Here is a 1767-nt window from a genome sequence, read left to right on the forward strand (position 1 = left end):
TCCGGGAACGAACATTAATGCATAACCATGCGCGGCACTCGGACGCCCTTTACGCCGCTTCGCTCTGTAAAGGCCGCCGGTGCGCTTCGCGTTATACCGCTAGGAGAATGAAGTGTTTGAGATAGCAAGAGCAGTTTTTCCTGATGACTTAGAGGATGTTCTTGATCTGTACCGTGAGTATGTCAGTAGCACCTCGGTCGACCTTTCTTTTCAGGATAATGATAAAGAATTTAATCAATTACCTGAAAAATATAGCTCCGAAGAATCAAAGATTTTTTTGCTAAGAAAAGACGGTAAAGCTGTTGGGTGTGCAGCATTTCGAAGGTTGAATGATGCTATCTGTGAAATGAAGCGAGTTTATGTTCGGCCGAGCACTCGTGGTAGTAATCAGGGGGCCAAACTGGTCGACAAAGTATTGGAAGAAGCGGTTATCAGTGGGTACAAGAAAATTTGTTTAGATGTTCTGCCTGAGTTCAAAACCGCCCTAAAATTATATAAGTCATATGGGTTTGTTGAACATCCCCCCGTGACGAACAATCCCGTTCCAGGAACACACTTCTTGGGCTTGGATCTAGAGCAGTATAACCAGTGCATTAAATTCGTTCCCGGCCTGACGGCCGTCCACCGGACGCCCTAGTCGGGCGCCGTTTATGCAGGCGTTACACATACTAGGAGACATTGAGATTGCTTTATAAGTACCGAGGAATAAGAGATTTTCGGTTCTTTACGGACATTATCTTAAAGAGTCGGCTATACGCTGCCCCGTACTTCGATCTGAACGATCCAATGGAAGGGAAGTACCTCTATAGCCAAGGTGGAAGCTCGCTTGATGAGGATATGCGCAGGCTACTAAAAGGTGAAAAGGAGAAATTGCGTATCTGTGCCCTATCGCGAGACCCGAATAATGAATTGATGTGGTCTCACTATTCAGAGGGACATCGAGGAGTCGTTGTTGGTGTAAAGATTGACCCCAGCAAGTATGAGGTGCGACCAATCGAATATGATGGGCTCCATAGGGTTGGACTGAATAATTTCCACAACGGCGCTGCAATTGATGTTCTGAGTCATAAACTTGATGTCTGGCAGTACGAGGCGGAGGAACGAGTATTTACTCGCGGAAAGCAGTTCGTCGACGTAACGGTATGTAGGATCATTTGCGGCAGCCGCATGAGTACTCAGGATAAAGGTTTTATCACTGAACTTGTGGAAAAAATCAATCCTGATATTGAGATTATTAATGCGCGTACAGATTCAGCGTATGTGTAACAAGTTGCTGCACACGGATAAAATACTCGCTATGCTCGCAATTTACCGGTGAGCAAAGCGTTATATTTTTCTAGGGAGTCTCCGTGGGCCTGTTTAGCTTTTACAAAGGTCGGAAAGTTGGCAGTTCTGCAAAGGTGGAAGCTCTACAGAAAGGGCCGGTGAGACAACGAATAGATGTTGTGGAGCTGGCACTAGAAAATGGAGGTAAAGGCGTCGGGTTAAAGGTGGTCGCCACGAGTTTTTTATCCTATCAAGCACTGCCGGTTTCGCTGAATAAAGAGCAGGCCGTGAAGCTTGCCCAGCGGATACTTAAGGCGGTGGATGAGGACTAAATATAACCAATGCAGGCACGGCGACGTCTACTACATTGCGGCTTCGCCTTCATTTCGTAGCCGCGCATGCTGCAGGCGTTATGTTCACAAAGAGTCAGGTTTCGTCATATGAAACTCGAGAATATTGAACTGCTGATTGATGGCTCAGGCGAAATCACTATTGGTAGGG

At 46.5% G+C, this 1767-nt stretch carries 3 protein-coding genes; all 3 read left to right on the plus strand.

Annotation, left to right across the window (positions count from 1 at the left end; genetic code table 11):
- The first annotated feature begins 112 nt into the window (after positions 1-112).
- Positions 113-637 carry a GNAT family N-acetyltransferase gene (locus BMY49_RS17015; RefSeq protein WP_089676123.1) on the plus strand — a complete coding sequence of 175 codons (525 nt, stop codon included), beginning with the start codon at positions 113-115 and terminating at the stop codon, positions 635-637.
- A 149-nt stretch (positions 638-786) separates the two neighbouring features.
- Entirely contained in the window at positions 787-1266 is a 480-nt protein-coding gene (locus BMY49_RS17020) for a hypothetical protein (protein ID WP_208596233.1), read from the plus strand.
- A gap of 83 nt (positions 1267-1349) precedes the next feature.
- Entirely contained in the window at positions 1350-1598 is a 249-nt protein-coding gene (locus BMY49_RS17025) for a hypothetical protein (RefSeq protein WP_089676125.1), read from the plus strand.
- Positions 1599-1767: the final 169 nt, after the last annotated feature.

The sequence above is a fragment of the Vreelandella aquamarina genome (assembly GCF_900110265.1).
Lineage (GTDB): Bacteria > Pseudomonadota > Gammaproteobacteria > Pseudomonadales > Halomonadaceae > Vreelandella > Vreelandella aquamarina.

What these genes read in the sequence shown, in the direction of transcription:
- BMY49_RS17020 (WP_208596233.1), top strand. Translation starts at nt 787, where the DNA reads ATGGAAGGGAAGTACCTCTATAGCCAAGGTGGAAGCTCGCTTGATGAG.